We start from the raw sequence: 16,778 nt of genomic DNA, 5'->3' as shown, positions 1-16,778 counted from the left end.
AAAGAATAGATATTAGATAGATGGATATTAGTTTACACAGTTTTATCCTCGTGATTGGTATAATCGTAATTGGTTTTATCATTTGGGATGGTGTGAAAAAAGTACGCGCGGCACGCGCCAATCGATTAGATCAATCGTTAGGTAACTACGACGATGTAGATTTGCTTAGTGATAATGAGCTACCAAGCTTTGACGAATTAGCAAAATTTGATGAACTAGAAATCACTGAAGACCTTTTGCAAGGTGCTTTAAATGAGCAGGCCGATTCGTTTGATTTTAAAGCGTCACTTTCTAAAGAAAAACTGAAAAAGCCGAGTATTAATCAAGAAGTAAAGCAGTCATCGAAAGCGGTAGGCGCCACTGTTGATGCCTTTGAAGATGACGGTCTTGAACATTTTTCTGCTAAAGATAACGATTTAAATCCAGTTGACTTTGTAGAGCCAGAGCCTGCATCGGATGTATTTGAAGTGCTAGCAGAGGATGCTGCACCAGTTGAAATTGAAGCACCTGAGTCACAAGTCCAACAAGAAGTTAAAACAAGACCTCAGCGCAAGAGCAAAGAAGAATTGGCTGCTAAATTGGCCGAAGCGAAAGCTCAAACCCAATCTGCAGAGGTGATTAAACAACCGGTTGTCACGGAAGATGTTGAGCTAGACGAAAAAGAATCCGTCCCAGTATTAATGGAACCCGTAGAGCTTGGTCAAAAAGTAGAAACTAATCCCCCTACGCAACACGAACTCGTATTACCAGAGCTCATTCAATCAACGTTAGAAGATGAACCTGTTTTTGAAGAAGTTAAACCTGAACCTGTTGCTAAAGCGGATAAAATTGACCCATTAATGGAGTACATTGAAGATATTCAGGCAGAGCCAGTTGGGGAGAAATTATCTGAGCGGGAAGCAGCTGAAGAGATTTTTGTAATTAATATTTTGAAGCAAGATGGGCAGGGCTTATTAGGTAAGAACCTTCATCAGGTATTTAAAGTATGTGATTTACGCCACGGTGAAATGGATATTTTTCATCGTTTTGAAAAAGCAAATGCCCAAGGGAAGATTCAATTTAGTGTTGTAAGTGCAATAGAGCCCGGTTCATTTGATTTAGCAACAATGGATGAATTAGTAACACCGGGAATTAGTTTATTTATGAGTTTGCCCGGGCCTGAAAAGCCAATGGAAGCATTTGATGCAATGGCAGAGGTTGCATTGGTATTTTCACGTAATTTTAATGCAACGCTGCATGATGATACCCACAGTGATTTAACGCCACAAACATTAGAGCATTATCGAAATCGTATTCGTGAGTTTACTCGTAAACACTTGTCGCAAAAAAAATAGTTTAGCGAGACCTTACTATGGCCGACCAGCCTTCTTTATTTGACGAACCTGCATCGGGTTCGTCCCCCTCTGATGACATCAGTTCTGATGTAAAACAGGAAGTACTTGAGCTTCATGCACAATTAAATCAAGCGAATTATCAGTACTATGTTCTTGATGATCCACAATTACCGGATGCTGAATATGATCGGTTATTTCATCGCTTAAAAGGGCTTGAAACTGAATTCCCTGAAGTATTAACATCAGATTCACCTACACAGCGTGTTGGTGCAACAGCACTTTCTCATTTTGAACAAGTGACCCATGAAGTGCCTATGCTCAGTTTAGATAACGCATTTAACGAGCAAGATATGCTAGATTTTAATCGACGTATTGTCGATCGATTAAAGCAATCAGAGATTGTTGAGTATGCGTGTGAGCCTAAGCTAGATGGGATTGCCGTAAGTTTGTTATATGAAAATGGGCGACTGATACGAGCGGCTACACGCGGCGATGGCAGTGTCGGTGAAAATATCACCCAAAATATTCGGACAATTCCTAGTATCCCGTTAAAACTGTTAAGCAGCGATGTTCCCCCTATATTAGAAGTACGCGGGGAAGTATATATGCCAACAACTGGCTTTGAAGCGTTTAATAAAAAAGCATTGGCGAATAATGAAAAACCATTTGTGAATCCTCGTAATGCGGCTGCGGGAAGTTTACGCCAGCTTGATTCTAAGATTACAGCTGCACGTCCATTAGAGTTTTGTTGTTACAGTTTAGGTCGTGTTGAAGGGGCTACTTTGCCTAATAGACATAGTGAAATTTTAAAACAATTTTCAATCTGGGGATTTAAAATCAACCCAGAAATGCAAGTAGTCAATGGCATTGAAGGCTGCATGGATTATTACCATCAATTAGCTGAAAAACGTGGCTCTCTAGCATATGAAATTGATGGCATCGTGTTTAAAGTTGACGATATTGCAATTCAGCAAGCTCTGGGTTTTACCGGGCGTGCGCCACGTTGGGCCATTGCCCATAAGTTTCCTGCACAAGAGCAAATAACGTTATTAAAAGATGTGGAGTTTCAAGTGGGGCGCACAGGTGCCATAACACCGGTTGCCCGATTAGAACCCGTATTTGTAGGTGGTGTAACGGTATCAAACGCCACGTTACATAATATGGATGAGATTGCGCGTTTAGACGTAAGAGTGGGGGATACGGTTGTGATCCGCCGTGCGGGCGATGTTATTCCACAAATTGTGAATGTGGTGACCAGTAAACGCCCAGATCATGCAAAACAAATTCAATTTCCTCAGTCTTGTCCTGTATGTGATTCTCATATTGAACGTGTTGAAGGCGAGGCTGTTGCCCGCTGTACGGGTGGCCTTGTATGCGCGGCACAACGCAAAGAAGCTATCAAGCATTTTGCCTCCCGTAAGGCCATGGATATTGATGGCTTGGGGGATAAAATTGTCGAGCAACTAGTGGACGAAGGCTTAATAGAATCGTTTTTAGATTTGTATTCCCTCAAGTTGGCCGATGTCGCTAATTTGGAACGCATGGCTGAAAAATCTGCTCAAAACCTGTTAGATTCCATTAATGTCAGCAAGCAAACCACGCTGGCTAAGTTTTTGTATGCTTTAGGTATCCGAGAAGTAGGAGTTGCTACCGCGCAAAACTTAGTGAATCACTTTTTGGATTTAAAGGTGTTAGTCAAAGCAGACTTTGATGCACTAATAGAAGTTGATGACGTAGGCCCAATAGTGGCACAGCATATTCTGAATTTCTTTAGTGAACCTCATAATCAGAAAATCATTGATGGTTTGCTTAATATTGGAATTAGTTGGCCGAAAATTGAAAAAGTAGCCGCTGACGAATTACCTCTTAATGGGCGAACCTTTGTTGTTACTGGCACACTTGCCAGCATGGGGCGGGACGAGGCAAAACAGTATTTACAAAGTTTAGGCGCAAAAGTGGCAGGCAGTGTGAGTGCTAAAACCAATGGAGTGGTTGCCGGTGAAAAAGCGGGTTCTAAATTGACCAAGGCTCAGGACTTAGGTATTGATGTAATGGATGAAGCTGCTTTTTTAGCTTTGTTAAACGGTCATGGTATTCAACATGCTTAATAAACTGTTATTAGTATTTGTATTACTTTCTGTGGTGGCGTGTAGTACCTCACCACCTAAGAATATCAATAATGTCTGTGAGATATACGATGAATACTATGATTGGTATCTAGCAGCGGATGACGTGTATGAACGTTGGCGCGTTCCTCAACACGTCACTATGGCGTTTATTCATCAAGAGTCAAAGTTCGTGGGTGATGCCCGTCCCCCATGGGAGTGGTTCTTATGGATTATTCCCACAGGGCGTGCTTCTAGTGCCTTTGGATATGCCCAAGCTTTAGATGGCACATGGTATGAATATCAAAAGAAAACCGAAAACTGGGGCGCTGATCGTGATGACTTCGAAGACGCTGTGGACTTTATTGGCTGGTATAACCACAAGAGCCTGATTCGTAACAAAATTAACCCACACGATGCCTATAGTTTGTACCTTGCTTATCATGAAGGGCAAGGTGGCTTTTCCCGTCAAACCTACAAGAATAAGCCGTGGTTGTTAAAGGTGGCGAGAAAAGTTGAAAAACGCAGTAATATGTATCGAAGGCAGCTTCAAAACTGCCAAAAAGAGTTAGACGATTCACGGTTTTGGCGATCCGTTTTTGGATAGTTATTCCTTGGCCTAAAAATGTGTCAAACTCAGTTAAATATTGTTAGTCAGTGATTGTAAGGGTCGGTAGTGGATCAAGAGTCTATCGTTTACGGAATTATCAAGGATGTTCCCATTGCACCGGAAACCGATGCTGAAACTCGACGCATGGTAAACAGTGGTGCGTTGTTGGATTTACCTCAAACCTTTGATGTGAATTCACCTTTTTTATGTGGTGATATGTTCACCTTGCCCGGTTTAGATGTATTCAGTGGCGCTTATCATACTCAACTTATTCATTTTGGCGCATCTTATCGAGCTATTGAGTATGAATGGGAACGTTGGATGCAAAAGTTTGAAGAGTTACTTGGGCAAATGTATTGGGTGAGCGCTACGGTTCATTTAGAAACGGAATTGAGCGGTAAACATACCTTTCATTGGGAGCCCACCACTCGAGGCTGTCATACTCCAAACAGTGGTGATTTACGGGTGAAGTGCGAATGGGAGCGGGAAGCCGCATTCCTGAGGTAGTTGTAACGTGGTCGTAATATGAGTCAAAATCTAGCCTTTACCCCCATTCCTTATGGGCAATTGAGCGAAGAGGCGCTTCAGGGCGTAATTGAATCCTTTATTAATCGAGAGGGTACCGATTACGGCCATGAAGAGTTTAGTTTTACGCAAAAATATCAGCAAGTCATGGGGCAAATCCAGTCTGGGGAAGCAGTGATTGTATTTGACCATGACACTCAGTCAGTGGGAATTATGCATAAAGACCAACTTAGTTAGCCTATTTAGTTATGTTTGCTGGCGTGCCCTAGGGTTTCAGGACTAACCTGAAAGATAGGCCACAAAGGAGGCAAGTATGACCCATCTACATGCTTACAAGTTTCAAAAGGTGATAAAGGATTTATTCGCCTGTGCAGATGATCTTCAACTTCAATTAGCGGATACCCGTGCTCAGTGCCAACAAATCTCAGAAGTGATGATTGCCATCCGTCAAGATCATAAACGCGCTAGAAATTATGTTCTCCCCATAAGCCAACTAAACGATAAGGCGGCTAATGATTAAGCATTATTGCCCCTTAATGGTTTGAGAGACTAAGAACCGATTGGGGTTGAGCATATCCACATGGCGTTTACACATGGGCAAAACCTCATTATTAATTTGGGCTGCTAACATGTCTGCACTTAACGGGGCTGAACTTAGCCCTCGCGAGCCGTGTCCAATGTTCACATATAAACCGCTTAGATACGGTGCACTTTCATAAAATCGCCACTTCTTACTTTTCTTTAAGTCACAAAACTGTGCTTTAAACGCAGCTTCGTCGCATATTGCACCAACAATGGGGGTGTAGTCTGGCGTACTGCAACGTACAGAAACACGACCCGCTAATGGTCCATTAATACTTGAGCTAACAGATGGGAAGTTATCGTTTAATTTTTCTAAATTAAATTGATGATCCTCTTCAGTTTCATTGGTCGTGTCGCTTTTTAGGCGGTATGTTGCACCGAAATTTAATGCATTATTGTGATTGGGAGTAACATAGCTGTCGCCACATAACACCATACTTAACGTACTGGGTGAATGTGAAGCCTGTGACACTTGCCCTGCAATAGGCTGTGTGGGTAAAAATGAAAGTTCGGTTATTTTGTTGGCATCAAACGCACTGCATACAATAACGGCGTCACATTGTATCTCGCTCGAACCTTCTTCAACACAAACCTGCCATTGTTTCTTATTCCGTGTAATTGCTTGAACTTTATGGTTTGGAAAAAAGTGAATGTTTTTATGTGCGGTTAACGCTTCACACCAAGCCTTAGGGTGTACCCACGCACCTTGTTTAAAATGCAGGCCACCATAATTAAGTTCAGTATTGGCAAGCTTGCTTGCATGGCTAGCATCAACCCATTGTAAAACATCATCTAGTTCAAACCTTTGGTAAAACTGCTGCTGACGCTTTAATTCTTTTTCACTAAATGCTAATTGCAGGACGCCACAGTTATTCCAGTTTGTTTTCTCTGGCATGGTTTGCTTAAGTAATTGCAAGCTGTAAAGGTAGCCAGCTAAATAAAACTCACTTTGAATATTCATGTCGCTTGAGAGTTTGGCGTATAACACGCCCTGAGCGTTTCCAGAGGCTCCACTTGCTATATTTTCATGTTGATCCAACAACGAAACGCGCCAGCCACGTTTAGCCATAGAATAGGCACTGGCACAACCAGCAATACCCGCTCCGATAATCACCACATGGGGTTGTGTTTGGCTGGGTTTTGTATAGGTGGGTAATGCGTTCCATGGTTTATCGCGCAACCAGTTCAGTGGGCAAGGCCCTTGGTTTTGGGTGTATTGAGCAGTGAGCATTTCACGTTTTTTACCAAACCCTTTTGCTTTTTTTGTGGTAAATCCTGCTGCCTGTAATCCCCGATTGACCAGACCTGCTGCGGTAAAAGTAGCGACGCTCGTTAAGCGATTGCTTAGTCGAGCCATGGAATGAAATAAATGCTCGCTCCACATTTCGGGATTTTTAGATGGTGCAAAGCCATCTAAAAACCATGCATCAACAGTTCCTTGTATTTGGTTTAGCCAGTGGTTTATATCACCAAAAAATAGGTGCAAAACCACATTACCTGAATTCTCGCTTAGTTTTGGCAAAGTCACGGGATGCCAACCGGGAACAAGAGGAGGGTACACATCTATTAAGCCTTGGCTTAATGACTCCAGCTCAGGCCACTGCCGTAATGCTTGCTGTAAAGCATCTTTACTGAGTGGGAATTTTTCAACGCTGACAAAGTGTAAGGTTTGTTCTAGCCTGCTATTGCTTAACCAGCTTTTCCACGCACATAATAAATTTAACCCAGTTCCAAAACCGGTTTCTGCGATGGTGAAGCAGTTGTTGGACAATGTTTTCCAGCGCTCGGGTAAATGGCTATGCTCAAGAAAAACATAGCGGGTTTCTTCAATGCCACTGAGTTTCGAAAAGTACACATCATCGAACTGAGTTGAAACCGGTGAGCCGTTGGACCATTGTATTTGTGCGGGTTTGATCATGTTGCCACTGCGTATGAAGTTGGCAATATATTATCAGAAAAGTGTGAATTTGTAGGTATTGAAAGGGCAAAAGATTGTGCTGGCATTGGCCAGCACATTTCGATTTATGGCTTCGAATAACTGACGCTGACTTTTTCGACAATAACAGGTTCAATCGGAACGTTGCGCATGCCTTGAACCATACCAGTAGGTAATTGGCTAATGGCATCAACCACTTCCATACCACTGATGACATTACCAAATACGGCATAACCGAAATCACGGTAGCCATTGTTTAAGAAATAATTGTTTTTTACGTTAATAAAAAACTGACTGGTTGCACTGTCTACTTGTCCGGTTCGGGCCATTGCAATGGAGCCTCGGTTGTTGAACAAACCATTATCAGCTTCATTTTTTATGGGTTCTTGTGTGGCTTTTCGAGTCATATTTTCAGTAAAGCCACCAGTTTGAATCATAAAGTCTTTAATTACGCGGTGAAAAATAACACCATTGTAGTAACCGCTATTGGCATAATTCAAAAAATTCGCTACCGAAATAGGGGCTTTTTCAGGGTTTAACTCTAAAACAATATTACCTTGATTGGTGGTAAACGTAACATAAGGTGTCGCAATGTCTGCCTTGACTGTAGAGGCTGGTGTAGTATTGGCGGGGCTTTGGGCTTGGATATTGAAGCTAGTAACTAAAGCCATAAAGCAAATTAATAAGGTTTTCATGAGTTCTCCGTACATATTAAAAAGCCAGCGCATAATCTTTTGATTATTGACGCTGGCTTGATTTTTTTATTTATGCCCAAGTGTCTGAACGACGTCCTGATAACTTAGGTAGTAACCAACCAAGGAATAGGCCTAATAAAATTAAACCACCACCCATTAGTATGTAGTTTAAGTCTTTACTGCTTTGCAGGCGTTCGTTTTCAGCACGTAGTGTATCAACACTGATTTTTAGTTGCTCGCCTTGTTCTAATAATTCTTGGTTTTTCTTATCAAGATTAATGGCGTTAGCACTGACTTTTTTAATGTATTCAAGTTCTTTCGCTTGTTTGGCTTTATCATCACTTAAAGTTCCTGCGTTGCGGTTCGCAGATGCCAATTCTTTTTTAGTTTCATTGTATTTTTTTTGAAGGTTAGATAAATCTGTTTTGTTTTTTTCTAGTTCTCGTTTAGTTAAAATGAGTTTTTCTAGTGAAATTGGTTCGTCTTGGATGAAGCGGGTTAGTACCCAGCCTTCTAAGCCTTTATCTGTAGTAACTTTGGTGTATTTTTTATCTTCAGTGGCTTCGATGAATTGCAGGTGGCTGCCACTTTTTAGGGTTTTTAATATACGGAAATCTTCGGCTGGGCCGCTACGTAGGTTGATCCATAGTTCATCGCTAACATAGCGTTTTTCTGCAACAGCAGGGTAGAGAACCAGCAAACTTAAAATGAATAATGAAATGCGCTTCACGTTGTACATCCTGTTTGGTCAAAAAATTCGAATAGGTGGGATTCTACCCGCTTATGGTAATACTTTCTTGAACGGCTTCACGGTTACTTTTTCGTAAACCCCTGTTTTTACAAATGGGTCATCATTGGCCCATGCTTGTGCGGCATCAAGACTTTCAAATTCGGCTACTATTAAGCTGCCACTAAAGCCGTCTTGACCTGGGTCCTCGCTATCGATGGCAGGATGAGGGCCTGCCAAAATTAAACGGCCTTCTTGTTGCAATAGTTGCAGGCGCTCTAAGTGGGCTGGGCGATTAGACAGACGATTTTCTAAGCTATTTGGGGTGTCTTGGGCAATGATGGCGTATAACATGGTGTTTATTATTATCACGTTGAAGTTTCCCCATAATCCTACCGCGAATAAGCAGAATAACCAACTGCTGCTTAAACTTGTCTCGACATCACGTCACATAAGCTTAAAATAGCTGTTAAAACATAGATTTAAGTTGATTTTATGAGTCAAAACAATAAACCGCAGAAGAAAGAAAGCATGTTGGCTAATTTGCTTTTAAATATTGTGATTCCCACTCTGATTCTAATGAAAGGCAGTGAGAACCCTTGGGTTTTAGATACATTAACAGGCATTAATAGTGGCATAGGCGAGTTTTATCAGACCCATGGCATTAAGTTAGCCATTGTGGTGGCTTTGGCATTCCCTATTTTATATGGATTGCATGATTTTAAACGGGCCGGGAAAGTGAATATGTTTTCTGCCTTGGGTGTGTTCAGTATTTTATTAACAGGTGGCATTAGCTTATTAGAGTTAGACCCTCAGTACATAGCCATCAAAGAGGCTGCTATTCCCGGCATCTTAGGCTTGGTAACAGTATTATCTTTAAAGACTCGTTTTCCTTTGGTTAAGACATTCTTATATAACGACAAAATATTGAGGGTTGATCGAATCTCTGAGGCACTTCAACAGCGTAATAGCGAAGCCGCATTTGAACAGAGCTTAAAAATAGCCTCTTGGTTGGTGGCGGCGTCTTTCTTTTTATCGTCTATTTTAAATTATGCATTGGCCAAGTGGATCATTGTTAGTCCAGCAGGCACGGCTGCATTTAATGAGGAGCTAGGCAAAATGACGGCTTTAAGTTTTCCGGTGATTTCAATTCCTGCCACTATTGTCATGATGGTAGCGTTATTTTACTTGTTTCGTAGCATTAAAAAGCTCACGGGTTTGACCCTTGAAGATGTGATTGTTGAGCAATAATCACCACCATAGCTTGTATTGGAGCGATCTATGTTAGCCGATTTACATTGTCACAGTTTGAAAAGTGATGGGCAGTTGACCCCTAGTGATTTAGTTGATCGTGCAGCCGAGAAAGGTGTCACCATGTTAGCACTTACTGACCATGACACACTTAATGGTATTGATGAGGCGCGCCAGCAAGCGATTAAGCATCAAATGGAAATTATCAGTGGTATTGAGTTTTCAAGTGTATGGAATGGTGTGGGTATCCATATTGTCGGTTTAGGATTTGATGAGAGTCACCCTGTTATGCAAGCCGCCGTAAAGCGCCAAGAAGAGTGCCGCTACGAGCGCGCAGTTACGATTGCTCAAAAGCTTGAAAAACAGGGTATTGAAGGCATATGGGAAAAAGCCGTTGAAATTGCTAATGGCGCACAAATTGGTCGACCCCATTTTGCTCAAGCCCTGATTGAAATGGAAAAAGTGAGCAACATGGCTCAAGCTTTCAAAAAATACTTAGGAGCAGGTAAAGCAGGTGATGTGAAAACCTTATGGCCTGAAATGTCAGAAGTAGTGGGTTGGATTCGCGACAGTGGTGGCGTGGCTGTGATTGCCCATCCCGATAAATATAAAATGACAGTGACAAAGCTAAAACTGCTTTTCAAAGCCTTTAAAGATGCAGGTGGTAACAGCATCGAGGTGACCACCGGAGGGATGGATGCCAGTTTTAGTAAACGTATGGCTCAGTTGTGTGAAGAGTTCGACTTTATGGGTTCGCAAGGCAGTGACTTTCATGGTCCTAGGCCTTGGTCTGAGTTAGGTAAGTTCGTTCCAATGGCGAAAACCGTGAAACCAGTCTGGAGCCATTGGCAATAGGCATGCTTAGTTCGAACTATTGAACTAAACTGATATGAATACCAAGGACTGACCATGAGCCAATTTTTCCAGATTCACCCCGAAAACCCTCAAGCTCGCCTGATTAAGCAAGCAGCAGAAATATTGCGCAGTGGCGGTTTGGCCATTATTCCCACCGATTGTGCCTACGCACTGGCATGCCAATTAGAAGATAAAAAAGCGCTGGAGCGGGTCAAGCAAATCCGTCAATTGGGGGATAAGCATAATTTCACGCTTTTGTGCCGTGATTTGGCTGAAATTGGCACTTATGCAAAAGTGGATAATACCGCTTACCGATTACTTAAGAATCATACACCAGGGGCTTTTACCTTCATTTTAGACGCCACCCGAGAGGTCCCTCGGCGCTTGTTGCATCCGAAGCGTCGAACAATTGGGATTCGTGTACCTGATAATAATATTGTGAGTGACTTATTGGCTGAGCTTGGTGAACCCATAATGACCACCTCGCTGATTATGCCAGGAGATGAGATGCCGCTTTCAGACCCTTATGATATTAGGCAAATGCTAGAGCATGCCGTTGACTTGGTTATTGATGGCGGATATTGCGGAATTGAAGCCACTACCGTAGTGGATATGACCGGTGAAACCTACGAGATTACTCGTCAAGGTATCGGTCAAATGGAAGAATTGGATTAATGTTAACCACTTAGGTCAATGAATTTGGTCTTATTTAGCTAGGGTTAGCTTTTTTCTTGTTTATCAGTAGTTTTTAACCTTATGCATCGGTAAACTTCTCCCTTTTAGATTGCAGTATTAGGAGAAGGCTTTGAGTTCTGTTGACTCTCAGCAACGTGTGCTTTCAGGCATGCGACCCACGGGGAAACTACATTTAGGCCACTATCACGGTGTGCTTAAAAACTGGGTTAAGTTGCAGCATGAATATGAGTGTTTCTTTTTTGTAGCCGATTGGCATGCATTGACCACTCACTATGATGATCCAAGCATTCTGGAGCGCAGTGTGTGGGATATGGTCATCGACTGGCTAGCCGCAGGTGTGAACCCAGGCAGTGCCACTTTGTTTTTACAAAGCAAGGTGCCCGAACATGCAGAGCTACATCTATTATTGTCAATGATCACACCGCTTGGCTGGTTAGAGCGTGTGCCTACCTATAAAGATCAGCAAGAAAAGTTAAAAGAAAAAGACTTAGCGACTTATGGATTTTTAGGTTATCCACTGCTGCAAAGCGCTGATATCTTACTATACCGTGCGGGAATGGTGCCAGTAGGTGCCGACCAAGTGGCCCACGTGGAAATTACTCGTGAAGTGGCTCGTCGTTTTAATTATGTATTTGGCCGTGAACCGGGTTTTGAAGAAAACGCCGAAGCCGCTATCAAAAAAATGGGTAAAAAAGCTGCGAAGTTGTATAGCACGCTACGTAAGCGCTACACCGAAGAAGGTGACGGCGAAGCCCTTGCCACCGCTCAAGCTCTATTAAAAGAACAGCAAAATATTACCCTTGGTGATAAAGAGCGCTTAATGGGTTATCTAGAAGGGGGTGGTAAAGTCATTTTGCCTGAGCCGCAGGCTCTATTAACCCCTGAATCTAAGATGCCGGGTTTGGATGGCGGAAAAATGTCCAAGTCTTATGGAAATACCATTAGTTTACGTGAAGAACCCTCTGAGGTAGAGCGTAAGATTCGTACCATGCGTACTGATCCTGCCCGTGTTCGTCGTGATGATCCGGGTAATCCTGATAATTGTCCTGTGTGGCAGTTGCATGAAGTGTACAGTGAAGACGACGTAAAAGACTGGGTACAAAAAGGCTGTCGTAATGCAGGTATTGGTTGCATTGACTGTAAAGGGCCAATTATTGATGCCGTGAAAGCTGAGCTTATTCCCATTCAAGAACGAGCTAAACAATATGAGGCTAACCCAGATCTTGTGAAATCCATCATCCAAGAGGGCAGTGAAAAAGCCCGTGAGGCGGCTCGCGACACAATGGAAGATGTACGTCACGCAATGGGGCTGGCTTACAGATAACCTTATGACACAAGCCTCTGAACAACCAGAAGAAACTTTACTGGAGCAGGACAACCAAGTTGTACCTGATTCAGAGGCGCCATCGTCTATCAAAACAAATCAGCAGCATGAAATGCCTTTTGCTCTTGTGCACGGTGAGGCATTTACCCAGCTACCGCTGGACTTATATATCCCACCAGATGCCCTAGAGGTAATTCTTGAGCAGTTTGAAGGCCCTCTTGATTTGCTTTTGTATTTAATTCGAAAGCAAAACTTGGATATTTTAGAAATTAATGTAGCCGAAATTACTCAGCAATACATGCTCTATGTGGACTTAATGCAAACCGTTCATCTTGAACTAGCGGGTGAGTATCTGGTTATGGCGGCTATGTTAGCTGAAATTAAAAGCCGCATATTATTACCAAGACCAGTGGAATTAGAAGAAGACGAAGAAGACCCAAGAGCTGAACTAATCCGCCGTTTACAAGATTACGAGCGTTTTAAAAAAGCTGCGGAAGATTTAGATGTGTTACCACGAACGGGTCGTGACACATTTGAAGTTGAAATTAAACCACCGGAATACTCGGCTGAAAAAGCCCACCCAGATGTGGACTTTAAAGAATTGATGTTGGCATTTAGCGATGTTTTACACCGTGCGAATATGTATACCGAGCACGAAGTTCATAGGGAAAAGCTATCCACCCGTGAGCGCATGAGTGATATTTTAGCAAATTTGCAAACAGGGGATTTTATTCCTTTTACGCGTTTGTTTACAGTTGAAGAAGGGCGCTCAGGTGTGGTGACGACATTTTTAGCCACACTAGAACTTATAAAAGAACAATTAATCGAGATCGTGCAAAACGAAACGTTTGGACCAATTCATGTGAAGGCGAAAATCTCATGATGATAAACGACGTATTATTAGAACAAATAATCGAAGGGGCTTTGTTAGCCTCGGGCCAAACTTTAAGTGTGGATCGTATTCACGCTTTATTTGATGAAGGCTTTGAGCCAGAAAAAGACAGAATCCTAAACACCTTAGAGCGTATTTCAGATAAATGCGCAAGTAAGGGTTATGAGCTTAAAAAAGTAGCAACTGGCTATCGTTTTCAAGTTAAGCAAGATTTAGGGAAATGGATTAGCCGTTTATGGGAAGAAAAGCCACAGCGTTATAGTCGTGCTTTATTAGAAACATTATCCATTATTGCCTACAGGCAGCCAGTGACCCGTGGTGAAATTGAAGATGTACGTGGTGTCGCTGTTAGCTCTCACATCACAAAAACCCTAGTAGAGCGAGAGTGGATACAGGTTGTGGGGCACCGTGATGTGCCTGGGCGTCCGGCCATGTTTGCTACCACCAAAATGTTTTTGGATTATTTTAATCTAGAAAGTTTGGATCAATTGCCTACACTCGAAGAAATACAAGAAATAGCCGATGCCAATCACTCGCTTGAACTTGAGGATAAAACACAAGAAGGGGATTTTGACTTTTCAAGTCATACTCAAGAGCTAGAAGACAGTGAAAACCTCATTAGTGCCGCTAAAGACATGGAAGAAGCTGATGCATTGGTTCAGAAAGTAGAAGATGCTTTATTTAATAAACCAGACGAAGGTGAGCAAGAAAGCTCCGATCAAGGGGAGCTAATAGATGCTGAGCAGCAAGTAGCTCAAGCGGATGACATTCTAGATGCAGTAATATCTGAGGATGAAGCTTTAATCGCAGAGGATGCCACAGAAGAAGAAATAGCCGAGGCGACAATTGCCCGAATGATCGCAGAGCAAGAACGATTGATAAACGAGAGCGAGCAATTAAAAGCGCCTAATGAGAAAAAAGATATAGACGCTTTAATAGAAGAAAAAAAAGCGCAAAAAGCCCAAGAAGTTAATTCAAGTCAAATAAGTGAACTTGATCTAGAGCAGCCTGAAAATCTAGAGGAACCTGAAGCTTCCTCAGTTGTTCAAGATGATGAAGACGAGCTACTTGCGGCTATGGAAGAAGAAATGATTGCTCAATTGCAATATGAGCAAGAAGCACTTGAAAAAGATCGGGATAATGCCTCTATCAAAGAGAAAACCATGTCTGATCTGGCCAATAAATTTGATTAAATCCAAGATTAACCGCCAAGCGGTTTAACTCAGAAACGGAGATAAGTTGATGAGTGAAAAATTACAAAAAATCCTAGCCCAAGTAGGCATAGGTTCCCGTCGTGAGATGGAGCGTTGGATTGAACAAGGTCGCATACAGCTTAACGGTGAAGTGGCTAAGTTGGGTGAGCGCGCTACGGATAAAGACGAAATTCGAGTAGACAATAAAGTCATAGATCACGCACAAAAAGCCCCAAGACGTGTATTGGCTTACAATAAACCAGAAGGGGAAGTGTGCACACGAAATGACCCAGAAGGCCGCCCTACGGTATTTGATAACTTGCCGACATTAAAAGGTGAGCGCTGGATTGCAGTAGGTCGTTTGGATATTAATACAGCGGGTTTGTTGTTATTTACGACAGATGGCGAACTGGCTAATAAATTAATGCACCCGAGCACACAAACGGTAGACCGTGAATATGCCGTTAGGGTTGCTGGTGAAGTGACACCTGAAATTATTGATACCTTAAAGAAAGGGGTGATGTTAGATGACGGAATGGCAAAATTCACCGATGTGCAATTTTTCGATGGCGATGGGTTCAATCAATGGTATCATGTTTGCATAATGGAAGGCCGAAACCGTGAAGTACGTCGCTTATGGGAAAGCCAAGAGCTAAAAGTTTCTCGGCTAAAACGTGTAAGATATGGTTGTGTATTTTTACCAAAAAAAGTATCTGTGGGTCGCTGGGTTGAGTTAAATCAAAAAGATACGGATGAATTAGCGAAGTTGGTTGATTTACCATCAAAGCCTATTGCGATACTAGACCCTAAAGAATTAAAAAAATATGAGCGTGAGGCTAATCGCCAGAGAACACGTCAAAAAGCAGGGCCTAAAAATAAAGGCCCAAAAAGAAAAGTTAGGATTGATTCTTAATTTAAAGAAAAAATAACGAAAGTCAGCAAGGACGCTCTCAAATATAAGACCGCCTTTAGAACATTCGTTCAACTATAAATTCATACAAAGATTTAACACATATTATGAAAATCCTAGTAACCGGTGGTGCAGGCTATATTGGTAGTCATACCTGTGTAGAGTTATTGAACTCTGGCTTTGACGTTGTTGTGCTAGATAACCTAGTAAATAGCAGTCTAGAGTCGCTCAATCGAGTAAAAAAAATTACAGGTAAAAGTGTAGATTTTGTTCAGGGTGATGTACGTGACCGTGAATGCCTGCAAACAATTTTAAAAGAACACACAATTGATGCAGCTATTCATTTTGCAGGATTAAAAGCAGTCGGTGAATCTTGTGAAATGCCATTAAATTATTACGATAATAATGTGTTCGGCTCCATAGTATTAGCACAAGAACTTGAACAAGCTGGCATTAAAAAAATTGTGTTTAGTTCTTCTGCCACCGTTTATGGTGACCCTGAACAGTTACCACTTACAGAAGACATGCCACTTTCTACAACAAACCCATACGGCGCAAGTAAATTAATGGTAGAAAATATTTACCGTGATTTGGAGCAGGCCGATGAATTATCCAAAACTAATAACCCATGGTCAATTTGCTTACTTCGTTATTTTAACCCGGTAGGTGCTCACCAAAGTGGATTAATCGGCGAAGACCCATCAGGTATACCAAATAACCTAATGCCTTATATCTCACAAGTAGCGGTTGGAAAACTAAAACAGTTAAGTGTGTTTGGTAGCGACTATCCAACAATAGATGGCACTGGTGTACGCGATTACATTCATGTTGTTGATTTGGCTAAAGGTCATGTAAAAGCAGTTGAGGCTCTTACGGAAAATGAGATTGAAGGTGTGCAAGCTATAAACCTTGGTACAGGTAATGGCTTGTCAGTTATTCAGCTTGTAAAGGCATTTGAAGAGCAAAATGAAATCAAAGTGCCTTACCAGCTAGTAGATAGAAGACCTGGTGATGTTGCGGCTTGTTATGCCGATGCAACTAAAGCAAAAGAACTGCTTGGTTGGGATGCTGAATTAAATGTGGATGACATGGTGAAAGATACGTGGAATTGGCAGAGTGGTAATCCAGGTGGCTATCAATAAT

General features: G+C 42.1%; 18 protein-coding genes. 14 read left to right on the top strand and 4 right to left on the bottom strand.

Going from position 1 to position 16,778, the window contains the following annotated elements; genetic code table 11:
• Positions 1 to 20: 20 nt before the first annotated feature.
• The 6 genes from ABWV45_RS03055 (at position 21) to ABWV45_RS03030 (ending at position 5,094) form a co-directional block, all read left to right on the top strand.
• Entirely contained in the window at positions 21 to 1,334 is a 1,314-nt protein-coding gene (locus tag ABWV45_RS03055) for a cell division protein ZipA (RefSeq protein WP_353348546.1), read from the top strand.
• A gap of 17 nt (positions 1,335 to 1,351) precedes the next feature.
• Positions 1,352 to 3,442 (top strand): NAD-dependent DNA ligase LigA, encoded by a 2,091-nt coding sequence (gene ligA, locus ABWV45_RS03050; protein WP_353348544.1) that lies wholly within the window; start codon positions 1,352 to 1,354, stop codon positions 3,440 to 3,442.
• On the top strand, positions 3,435 to 4,046 hold the full coding sequence (locus ABWV45_RS03045; RefSeq protein ID WP_353348542.1) for a transglycosylase SLT domain-containing protein: 612 nt from the start codon (positions 3,435 to 3,437) through the stop codon (positions 4,044 to 4,046). The genes ligA and ABWV45_RS03045 overlap by 8 nt, the downstream gene beginning before the upstream one ends.
• A gap of 69 nt (positions 4,047 to 4,115) precedes the next feature.
• Positions 4,116 to 4,556: a hypothetical protein gene (locus ABWV45_RS03040; protein WP_353348540.1), complete on the top strand. Its 441-nt coding sequence runs from the start codon at positions 4,116 to 4,118 to the stop codon at positions 4,554 to 4,556.
• Positions 4,557 to 4,574: 18 nt separating this feature from the next.
• Entirely contained in the window at positions 4,575 to 4,811 is a 237-nt protein-coding gene (locus ABWV45_RS03035) for a YheU family protein (protein ID WP_353348538.1), read from the top strand.
• A gap of 76 nt (positions 4,812 to 4,887) precedes the next feature.
• Entirely contained in the window at positions 4,888 to 5,094 is a 207-nt protein-coding gene (locus ABWV45_RS03030) for a hypothetical protein (protein WP_353348536.1), read from the top strand.
• A gap of 3 nt (positions 5,095 to 5,097) precedes the next feature.
• Here the strand turns inward: ABWV45_RS03030 and mnmC are convergent, their stop codons facing one another.
• The 4 genes from mnmC to ABWV45_RS03010 form a co-directional block, all read right to left on the bottom strand.
• Complete coding sequence (gene mnmC, locus ABWV45_RS03025; protein ID WP_353348534.1) at positions 5,098 to 7,074, bottom strand: bifunctional tRNA (5-methylaminomethyl-2-thiouridine)(34)-methyltransferase MnmC2/FAD-dependent 5-carboxymethylaminomethyl-2-thiouridine(34) oxidoreductase MnmC1; 1,977 nt, start codon at positions 7,072 to 7,074, stop codon at positions 5,098 to 5,100.
• A 104-nt stretch (positions 7,075 to 7,178) separates the two neighbouring features.
• Positions 7,179 to 7,787 carry a peptidylprolyl isomerase gene (locus tag ABWV45_RS03020; RefSeq protein WP_353348532.1) on the bottom strand — a complete coding sequence of 203 codons (609 nt, stop codon included), beginning with the start codon at positions 7,785 to 7,787 and terminating at the stop codon, positions 7,179 to 7,181.
• 70 nt (positions 7,788 to 7,857) lie between these two features.
• Positions 7,858 to 8,517: a TIGR04211 family SH3 domain-containing protein gene (locus ABWV45_RS03015; protein WP_353348530.1), complete on the bottom strand. Its 660-nt coding sequence runs from the start codon at positions 8,515 to 8,517 to the stop codon at positions 7,858 to 7,860.
• Between the two features lie 51 nt (positions 8,518 to 8,568).
• The gene (locus ABWV45_RS03010; RefSeq protein ID WP_353348590.1) at positions 8,569 to 8,868 is read right to left on the bottom strand and encodes a YciI family protein; all 300 of its coding nucleotides are present in this window, start codon (positions 8,866 to 8,868) and stop codon (positions 8,569 to 8,571) included.
• Between the two features lie 141 nt (positions 8,869 to 9,009).
• Here ABWV45_RS03010 and ABWV45_RS03005 point away from each other — a divergent pair, with 141 nt between their 5' ends.
• The 8 genes from ABWV45_RS03005 (at position 9,010) to galE (ending at position 16,777) form a co-directional block, all read left to right on the top strand.
• The gene (locus ABWV45_RS03005) at positions 9,010 to 9,765 is read left to right on the top strand and encodes a VC0807 family protein (RefSeq protein WP_353348528.1); all 756 of its coding nucleotides are present in this window, start codon (positions 9,010 to 9,012) and stop codon (positions 9,763 to 9,765) included.
• Between the two features lie 30 nt (positions 9,766 to 9,795).
• Complete coding sequence (locus ABWV45_RS03000; protein ID WP_353348526.1) at positions 9,796 to 10,620, top strand: PHP domain-containing protein; 825 nt, start codon at positions 9,796 to 9,798, stop codon at positions 10,618 to 10,620.
• A gap of 54 nt (positions 10,621 to 10,674) precedes the next feature.
• Positions 10,675 to 11,295 carry an L-threonylcarbamoyladenylate synthase gene (locus ABWV45_RS02995; RefSeq protein WP_353348524.1) on the top strand — a complete coding sequence of 207 codons (621 nt, stop codon included), beginning with the start codon at positions 10,675 to 10,677 and terminating at the stop codon, positions 11,293 to 11,295.
• Positions 11,296 to 11,425: 130 nt separating this feature from the next.
• Entirely contained in the window at positions 11,426 to 12,640 is a 1,215-nt protein-coding gene (locus ABWV45_RS02990; RefSeq protein WP_353348522.1) for a tryptophan--tRNA ligase, read from the top strand.
• A 4-nt stretch (positions 12,641 to 12,644) separates the two neighbouring features.
• Positions 12,645 to 13,523 carry a segregation and condensation protein A gene (locus ABWV45_RS02985; RefSeq protein ID WP_353348520.1) on the top strand — a complete coding sequence of 293 codons (879 nt, stop codon included), beginning with the start codon at positions 12,645 to 12,647 and terminating at the stop codon, positions 13,521 to 13,523.
• Positions 13,520 to 14,725: an SMC-Scp complex subunit ScpB gene (gene scpB, locus ABWV45_RS02980; RefSeq protein ID WP_353348518.1), complete on the top strand. Its 1,206-nt coding sequence runs from the start codon at positions 13,520 to 13,522 to the stop codon at positions 14,723 to 14,725. Before ABWV45_RS02985 ends, scpB begins: the two co-directional genes overlap by 4 nt.
• A 49-nt stretch (positions 14,726 to 14,774) precedes the next feature.
• The gene (gene rluB / locus ABWV45_RS02975; protein ID WP_353348516.1) at positions 14,775 to 15,638 is read left to right on the top strand and encodes a 23S rRNA pseudouridine(2605) synthase RluB; all 864 of its coding nucleotides are present in this window, start codon (positions 14,775 to 14,777) and stop codon (positions 15,636 to 15,638) included.
• 104 nt (positions 15,639 to 15,742) lie between these two features.
• Positions 15,743 to 16,777: a UDP-glucose 4-epimerase GalE gene (galE, locus tag ABWV45_RS02970; RefSeq protein WP_353348514.1), complete on the top strand. Its 1,035-nt coding sequence runs from the start codon at positions 15,743 to 15,745 to the stop codon at positions 16,775 to 16,777.
• Position 16,778: the final 1 nt, after the last annotated feature.

This window comes from Oceaniserpentilla sp. 4NH20-0058, from assembly GCF_040371755.1.
In the GTDB taxonomy this organism is placed as follows: Bacteria; Pseudomonadota; Gammaproteobacteria; order Pseudomonadales; family Oceanobacteraceae; genus Bermanella.
Note: the sequence above shows the minus strand (reverse complement) of the source record. Positions and strands in the feature narration are given on the sequence as shown.

What these genes read in the sequence shown, in the direction of transcription:
- ABWV45_RS03055 (WP_353348546.1), top strand. Translation starts at nt 21, where the DNA reads ATGGATATTAGTTTACACAGTTTTATCCTCGTGATTGGTATAATCGTA.
- ligA (WP_353348544.1), top strand. Translation starts at nt 1,352, where the DNA reads ATGGCCGACCAGCCTTCTTTATTTGACGAACCTGCATCGGGTTCGTCC.
- ABWV45_RS03045 (WP_353348542.1), top strand. Translation starts at nt 3,435, where the DNA reads ATGCTTAATAAACTGTTATTAGTATTTGTATTACTTTCTGTGGTGGCG.
- ABWV45_RS03035 (WP_353348538.1), top strand. Translation starts at nt 4,575, where the DNA reads ATGAGTCAAAATCTAGCCTTTACCCCCATTCCTTATGGGCAATTGAGC.
- ABWV45_RS03030 (WP_353348536.1), top strand. Translation starts at nt 4,888, where the DNA reads ATGACCCATCTACATGCTTACAAGTTTCAAAAGGTGATAAAGGATTTA.
- mnmC (WP_353348534.1), bottom strand. Translation starts at nt 7,074, where the DNA reads ATGATCAAACCCGCACAAATACAATGGTCCAACGGCTCACCGGTTTCA.
- ABWV45_RS03020 (WP_353348532.1), bottom strand. Translation starts at nt 7,787, where the DNA reads ATGAAAACCTTATTAATTTGCTTTATGGCTTTAGTTACTAGCTTCAAT.
- ABWV45_RS03010 (WP_353348590.1), bottom strand. Translation starts at nt 8,868, where the DNA reads ATGTTATACGCCATCATTGCCCAAGACACCCCAAATAGCTTAGAAAAT.
- ABWV45_RS03005 (WP_353348528.1), top strand. Translation starts at nt 9,010, where the DNA reads ATGAGTCAAAACAATAAACCGCAGAAGAAAGAAAGCATGTTGGCTAAT.
- ABWV45_RS03000 (WP_353348526.1), top strand. Translation starts at nt 9,796, where the DNA reads ATGTTAGCCGATTTACATTGTCACAGTTTGAAAAGTGATGGGCAGTTG.
- ABWV45_RS02995 (WP_353348524.1), top strand. Translation starts at nt 10,675, where the DNA reads ATGAGCCAATTTTTCCAGATTCACCCCGAAAACCCTCAAGCTCGCCTG.
- ABWV45_RS02985 (WP_353348520.1), top strand. Translation starts at nt 12,645, where the DNA reads ATGACACAAGCCTCTGAACAACCAGAAGAAACTTTACTGGAGCAGGAC.
- scpB (WP_353348518.1), top strand. Translation starts at nt 13,520, where the DNA reads ATGATGATAAACGACGTATTATTAGAACAAATAATCGAAGGGGCTTTG.
- rluB (WP_353348516.1), top strand. Translation starts at nt 14,775, where the DNA reads ATGAGTGAAAAATTACAAAAAATCCTAGCCCAAGTAGGCATAGGTTCC.
- galE (WP_353348514.1), top strand. Translation starts at nt 15,743, where the DNA reads ATGAAAATCCTAGTAACCGGTGGTGCAGGCTATATTGGTAGTCATACC.